Annotated in this window: 1 protein-coding gene; it reads right to left on the bottom strand. The window is 36.4% G+C overall.

Annotation, left to right across the window (positions count from 1 at the left end):
- Positions 1 to 741: 741 nt before the first annotated feature.
- Entirely contained in the window at positions 742 to 7,176 is a 6,435-nt protein-coding gene (locus QWU_RS03285; protein WP_017196186.1) for a Vomp family autotransporter, read from the bottom strand.
- Between the last annotated feature and the right edge of the window lie 1,435 nt (positions 7,177 to 8,611).

Here is an 8,611-nt window from a genome sequence, read left to right as displayed (position 1 = left end):
TAACTTCGTATAATGTATGCTATACGAAGTTATTACGACTTGTACATCAAAATTTTTCGCATAAACGGGAAAGGTATTTGATAAAAATGCAACAATTGTAGTTCCCAAAAAAAGATTTTTAAACAAATGTCGAGAGAAATGTCCGTAATTCCAATTATTACTCTTTGATATGATAGATAATTCTTTCATCACAAGTGCCCCAATGAAAAAAAATCAAATCAATATATTTATGACATAAAAAAGACATATTTCAATTTATAATTTTTGTCTTACATTAAATTAGCTATTAAAGACGAGTGAGAGAGGTTATTTCCGCATGAACTCATAGTTAAAAAATTGCTTTCAAGAAAACTTTAAGGTTGTTGGCAGTTTTATTTTTGCGGCGATATGTATTTGAATAATAGGTCTGTTTAGATAAATTTGCAGAAGCATATTCTTATGCTAAGTTAGTGGATTTTTACTTGTAAAGTTAAGTAATATATTTGATTTATATTCTTTTTGACTATTTTTTCATGAAAAACGTAAACTATTAGTATATAGTGATCTCTTTTTTTATTAAATTATAAATTGAGATGAAGATATAACTTTAGCATTAATAATGTGTTGTATTTTATTATTCATTTTTTTTGATGTTTTTCTTTAAAAATCTCATTTGTTAATGGCTTATTAAAATAAATTTTCGCCCTTGTTTTTATCTAAAACAAGGGCGAATTAACTTTTCTCAATGTATGTTGTTAATTATCAGTTCAAGGTCATATTGAATCCTGCACCTACACCCCAATGACCACCAGAAGTGGTAACAGATACATTAGACCGGATATTTCCCTTCTCTGATGTATAACCAGCACCAAAGGCAAATGCAGATTGGCTACGCCATAAGCCAGAACCAAATCCAACACTTAATTTTCCAGGTGTATCATTGTAGCGTAAGTTAGACACTGCTAAACCAATAGCTGCTGCTTGTCTTGCTTCTTTGCGCACATTTTCTATGCTATAATTTAAAGCATCAAACTTTATATTGGTGTAGTTGTTAGCACGTTCAACGGCTTCATCAATAGCATCAATCCTGATATTATTTATCCGTTGATCTGTGTAGTGCTTTGATTGATCGAGAACAATTTTCATCTGTTCTTGGGTATAATCATGAAGCTGACCACCATTTATAGCTTCTTTCGAACCCTCTTCGATGCGACCATTAGCAACATTATCAATCATAACAGGCTCACTAGCATCACCACCTTTTAAAGTGATTTTATTAGTTTTTTTACCATTTTCATCCCTGTCATAGCGAATAGCATCCTCAGCAATGTCGTTAACTTTGTTTTCAACATTATCAATTTTGGCATCAATATTGATAACTGTGTCACCAATATCAGCAATGGTATTGGAAATGTTATCAACTCTATTTGAAATATGCTTAACATCTTTTTCAACACCGGAGATACGTTCGTTTGTTTCCCACAGTTGTCCACCATTTACCGCATCTTTTGAATCTTTTTCAATTTTGCCATTAGCTACATTGATAATTTTGCTCGGTTGACCATCACGACCAGCATCATAGGCTTCTTTTTCTTTATTCCACTTTAAAGCATCTGAATCGACCTTGTTTATGACATCGTCAATACGGTTATTAATATTTGACATCCCGTTATTAATACTACCAAAAGCATCAGCAACATTATCATGCTCATTCTTAACAATTGTGCCATCAGCATTGACTTGAGAAATCACGAAATTAGGTGCTGTCCATTTGCCATTCTCATATTTAGCACCACCACCAAAATAAGCAGCAAGTTGATTGCTCATGAGATAAAGCTGGTTACCCGTAATGGCATCCGCTGAACCTTTAGAAATGTCACCATCCAAAAGATACTTCAATTTGCTGCTTGTCTTCTGTCCATCTTTTTCATGACGTGCAACAAACGCCTGTTCTTCATCATCCCACAATAAAGCATCTTTAGAGATACCTTCAATCTTCTGATTAAAGTTATTGGCAACATTTGTTAAACGAGTATTTACACTTTTGACATTCGCATCAAGCCCTGTCAACGCTGAGCCAACATCACGATGATTAACATTTCCTACTGTACCATCTTCGAGAATAACAGATAAGCTATATTTTGGTCCTTTAAAAGCACCATTTTCGAATGAAGTGCCACCACCAAAGTAATTTGCAATATCTCCTGATATTTTATTAATCTGGCTACCATTGATCGCATCATGGGAATCTTGAGAAATTTTACCATCCTTAACATTCAGGAGAGCAACTGGTCCGTTGTTCTTATTGCCGCCTAAAGTTACACTACCGTAATTAACACTACCATTTGCATCTTTATCGTAGAGAACCGCAGCAGCACTTGCTGTCTCAATATCTTTAGATATCTTCTCTATGCTTTTATCAAGTTGATCTTTGTTAACAGCTTCGTTACCTTTTTCAGCTGCCCTTACACCAGAGATAGTGCGCTCTACACCAGCATATCCTGCAATATTAATCTCAGTACCTGCTGTATCCTTACCAATGGTAATAACACCCGACACACCTCCGTTTTGCTTAACAAGACTATTTTTTACCACATCGGAAATCTTATTATCAATATTTGTGATAGAAGTATTGACACCAGTAAACGCATCAAAAACATTATGATATGTTTCCCCCTGAATAAGGAAAGTTGGTTTTATACCTGCAAGCACATCTGTATTACCACCAAAATATTTTGATGTATTTTCAGCAACTGTTTTCAGATCACCTGTTACAGCCTTAACATTCTGATTAGTAGTAAAGAGCTGTGAACCATTTACTGCTTCAGTCGAGATTATCGAAAGTGTCCCATCTTTCACACCAGAAAGTGTCCGATCCTCATTGTTCTTATTTGCAATGCTGATTTTACTACCACCTGTTGCCTTACCAACGGTAATAAGACCCTCAGAACCTCCTTCTTGCTTCACAAGACTATTTTCTGTAACATTATTAATCTGGCTATAGATATCCGTGATAGAATTGTCGACACCTTCAAAAGCATCAGCGACATTATGATGCTTTTTCTCAACAATAGTGCCATCTTCATTACGCTGAGAAATTTTGAAAGTAGGATCGGTCCATTCTTTATTCTTGAATGAGGCACCGCCACCAAAATAATTAGCGATTTTGTTACTCATAGAATAAAGTTGGGAACCATTTATAGCATCTGTTGAATCTTCAGAAATATCCCCATTCAAAAGGTAAGTAATCTTACTTTCTGTTTTTTCTCCATTTGGTCCATGAAGTGCAACAAACGCCTGTTCTTCTTCACTCCAAAGCAAAGCATCTTTAGAGAAATCATTAAATTTCTGATTAAATTCATTGGTGACATGTGTCAAACGACTATTTACATTTTTGACATTCGCATCAAGTCCTGTCAACGCGGAACCAACATCGTTAAAAATTTTCTGTTCTACTTTACCATCTGCAGAAACTGTAGATAAATTATAGTTTGGTCCTACAAAGGCGCCATTCTGAAATGCCGCATCTCCACCAAAGAATTTTGCAATATCTCCAGATATCTTATTAATCTGACTACCATTTATTGCTTCTGTTGAAGCTTCTGAAATCATTCCATTTTTTACCCCCGCAATGGTCCGCACTCCATCAGTTCCTGTGATATCAATTTTCGTACCACCTTTTTCCTTACCAATGGTAATAAGCTTTTCGCCTTCATCCCATTTAACAAGACTATTATTTGTTACATTGTTAATCTGCTTATAAATATCTGTGATCGAAGTATCAACAGCAGTAAAAGCATCCGTTACATTATGATGTTCATTACCCTGAACAGTAAAAGTTGGTTTTATACCGTTCAATACATCTGTCTCACCACCAAAATATTCTGATATATTAGCAGCATAATTGAAAAGCTGATGGCCATTTATTGCTTCTGTTGAATCGGAACTAACCTTTCCAACTGCAACACCAGAAATAATACGATTCTCGCCTTCAGAGTTCGCAATTTTGATTTCGTTACCGCCTTTTTCAGCACCAATGGTAATAAGCTTTTCGCCCTCATTCCATTTAACAAGACTATTGTCTTCTAACTCATATTTCATTTTATACAATTGTGAAAGATTAACAGCATCGTGCTCATTAACACCATCTGCTACTCCTGTAATTGTTTTATCAGCCGCATGAATCCCGCCAAATGTTATTCTCGGACCACCATTTTTAATTACCAAGCCATTAGCCGTTAAACTAGTTTGATCCCCTACTGATATGCTACCAACTTTAATATGTTCCTCTAAATCAAACTTTACCTTATTGTTTTCATCTTTTACAATCTTAATATTTGTGAGTTCACCATCCTCTTGGTGTTTAACGGCAATAAGATCTACTGTACTACCAGCCTTAACATCGGTAGGATTTTCACCGTTGACAGAAAGCTTCCAACCCGTTTCTATCCCTGCTGTAAAGTCTCTCAACTGTTTATAATTCACTGCATCAGTGTCATCCGTTCCGCTTGCCACTTTTGTAATTTTTTTATCGCCAGCATCAATACCATTCGCTGCTATTTTTGGTCCACCATCAATAAATGAAAAGCCATCACTATTCATGATGCTGTTGCCTGTAGCAACACTCGTCAATTTAAGAGTATCACTCAAAGCAAATGTAACTTTATTATTGTCTTTTGCAATTTTAATATTTTTGCTTCCATCCTCACTCGCACTCGCAACAAGATCTACTGTACTCCCAGCTTTAACATCTGTAGCATTGTTACCATCAACAGAAAGCTTCCAACCATTTTCTGCAAGTTGTCTTACATCTTTCAGCTGTTTATAATTTACTGCATCGGTATTATCAGTTCCATCTGCTACTTCTGTAATCTTTTTATTACCAGCTTTAATACCATCTAAAGTTATTTCAGGTCCATTACCATCAATAAACTTAAAGCCGTCACTACTCATAACACTATTGCCTGTCGTAACACTTGTGAGCTGAAGAGTATCATTCAAAGCAAATGTAACTGTATTATTGTCTTTTGCAATTTTGATATTTTTGTTACCGTCTTCAGTTTCACCCGCAACAAGATCTACTGTACTCCCAGCTTTAACATCTGTAGCATTGTTACCATCAACAGAAAGCTTCCAACCTTGTGTTGCAACTGTTTCTAGATCTTTCAGTTGTTTATAATTCACTGCATCGGTATCTTCTTCCCCTGCCGCTACCCCTTTAATCGTTTGATTACCAGCATGCATGCCATTAATCGTTATGCTCGGCCCGTTACCACCTTCAAACCTAAAGCCAGCAGCATCCATAATGCTTTCTCCTGCTGTGACACTCATTACATTAATATCATCAGCTAAAGCAAATTTGACATTGTGGTCTTCACCTTTTTCAATCTTTATATTCTGTTTACCATTATTACTAACTGCTTCCAAATTAACCATTTCGTTTGGTCCAATGGACATAGCATCTCCACCATTAACAGAAAGCTGCCAACTTGTTTTGATACCTTTTTGTACTTCCTTCAGCTGTTTATAATTGACTGCATCATGATCTTCAGTTGCGTCTGCCACATTTGTAATCTTTTGATTGCCAGCATCAATACCTTCCACAGTTATGCTTGGCCCATTATTACCATTAAACCCAAAGCCATCAACGGTTACTCTTGTATCACCAATCACAAAGCCATCATCACTCATAGAGGCTTGCCCTGTAGTAACACTCGTCAGTTTAAGAGTATCACTCAAAGAAAATTTGACTTTTTGCTTATCATCCCCATTTTGTTTTTCAATCTTTAAATTGTCTTTTCCTGCTTCATCTTTATATGTCACTGAAAAATCTACTGTACTGCCTGAAGTAACATCTGTAGGATTTACATCATTAACAGAAATTTTCCAGCCTCCTGCTCCTGCCATGACGTCTCTCAAAGCTTTCAGCTGTGCTACGTTTACCGCATCAGTATCTGCAGAACCAGCTGCAACATTTGTAATTTGCCGTGTTAAATTCTGATTAGTATTACCAACACTAAAGTCACCTCCAGTACTTTTCCACGCAAGATCACTCTTTGTTGTTGCAGTATTTGCTACAGGATCATAACCAAAAGCACCACTCTCAACACGAGAGACAGATCCTCCACCCACAGCAACACCATCTATAACACGTACATGTGCGTTTATACCAATTGCAACTGAATGAGCCGTCTCAGCATAAGTATGAGAACCTATAGCAATCGAATTTTTACCCTTCGCTATTACTTTTCTTTCCTCCCCGCTTTCTGCAGGTTCCCCACCACCTATTGCAATAGAACCAAGAGCTTGAGCTTCAGCCTTCGAACCTATAGCAATCGCGTACTCGTTTGTTGCCATTGTCTTTAACCCCAATGCAATACTATTGTAACCGGATGCAGATGCCACCTTACCAATAGCAACACTATTTATACCAGTTCCTTCTGCATTTGAACCAACCGCAATCGCATCATCCAGCGTAGCTTTGGAACTATCACCTATAGAAATGCTACGTTTACCAGAAGCAGTCGCAATCCCACCAATCGCAACCGTAGAAACCTCTGATGCTTCTGACCCCACACCCATAGCAACACTTGCTCTTCCACTTGCAAGTGCAGAAACACCAAAAGCTTGCGCACCCCCTGCCTTTGCTGTTGCACCTGCACCAAATACAGTTGAATAATTACCCGTTGCAGCAGATCCACAACCGGTAGCAAAAGAATAAATACCATAAGCCTCAGGCAGAGCACCAGCGAAACCACCAGTAGAACCTGCACCCATATAGCCGCTACCAGTAGTCGGAGTAACACGCGGACCTGTAAAACCATCAGCACCCCAAATCTCTTGGCGAGTGGTTGTGCCATAAGGGTGAGTACCACCATTAAATTCTTGATTATTGATAAATCTGTTATATTGCTCTTTTGCAGATATTCGCAAATTATCTGGTATGCCCTGCTGTTGTACGCCCCCACGACCAACAACATTATCTACACCACAGTAATCATCATCACCCGCAAAAACAACACTACCATGACTACCCCATGGATACATTACCTCGGGAGCACCTGTGCTTCTATTTACATTTCCTACTATCGAAAGGTTTGCTGCAAAAACAGGCGAAACACTTGATAAGAGTGTGGCGACGGCGGCTCCCAATGTAACCGTTCTAACCAAATTTGATTTTGAATATAATTTTTTCATAAAACCTCCTCCAACAGAGCACAATATCATTACAGCGCGCAAAAACCCTCATGGCAAAACCCTGTTCGCGCAGCGAAAAATAAATAAATAAAGATAAAACCCACCCCTTATGATGCCGGTATTGCTTACGGCATCATTCTAAAATCTCTGCAAAAACATTGAATCTAGAAAAGTCCCCAACCCTTTTAGCTAGAGGGATTCAAGCTAAAAATAAAAAACATAAATTTTGAGAATATACTATAATCTCCATTCAAAAATACTGCGATTTATCTCCTAAAAAAATAGTTTCACTTAAGAGCAATTTACCTTTCAAATAAAGCGCATAAACAGAATGGCAAGAGTAGAAAAAAATAAATTTCTATAAATTTACAAAAATACTTTTTATTAAATATAAAAAAGTTATTTTATAACAGTTGTGCTTATCTATATGATAAGTTATAATTTTTTAGACTTATTTTATAATGTAGTAGATTATGCCCATTATGAGAACCTTGTTTTTTTGTTATGGGATAACTTATTCTAGAGGATAATTATTTTCATAAAAATATAAGAATATTGAAAAAATTAAACAGAAAAATTTGCGATAATTTATTGTTTTTATAGATATTTTTATTACTCAATGCGTTTTTCTTTAAAATGAGTTTGATAATAGAGGAGACTGTTATTTTAAAAAGCTGTTAATGCATATCCACTATGTGCCTTTTTAGTTTCGATTTTGCATAAGCTTTTGCAATTTTCCATAAAGCTCTGCCGCTAATTCTGCTACATCTTCAGGAGAAAGTTTTCTTTTAAGTTTTTTCATTAACTCAACAGGAATCGCTTATGATTTGAAACCTGTCGCTTTTGCTGCATCTGTAAACATTTCACCCTCACCCCGAACAAGCCAATTTAAGTTAACTGCAAATTTTTCCCCATATGACGATAAAAAGTTGCATCAGGGAATCTATCACCGTGTTCATAATTGCTAAGCCCTTGAATGTTAATACCAATTTTAACTGGAAATATATTATGAGATAAACCTACAAACTTTCTAACCTCTGTTAGTCGTTTTGCTAAGAGAGTTTTAAGTGTATTTATTTTGTCGCATCATATCAATAATGTTATAAATGGGATTGGTCGATATTCCATTTGTAGATATACTTATTGTTACTATCCGTTATTGCGTTATATTGAGTAGGTATTACATAATATAGCCCCACAAAAAACAGACGTCGCAGCATCCGTTTGCAGGAGCGAAATTTATGACAATCACACAAAAAATGTGATTGCCTTGGTATTTTTCTGAGCGGTATCCCTGTAATATAACCTTGGAAAAACTTAAGCTCGTCAGAGACTATTTTTCAGTATTAAAAACATTTGGACACAGCCCAATGAAAAAGCCAAATGAGCCACTGCCAACCTTCTCAGTTTGCACGCCAAGCAAATTTCTGCCGAT

Origin of the sequence: Bartonella birtlesii IBS 325 (genome assembly GCF_000273375.1) — a bacterium.
In the GTDB taxonomy this organism is placed as follows: Bacteria; Pseudomonadota; Alphaproteobacteria; order Rhizobiales; family Rhizobiaceae; genus Bartonella; species Bartonella birtlesii.
This window is presented reverse-complemented; position numbering and strand designations above follow the sequence as displayed.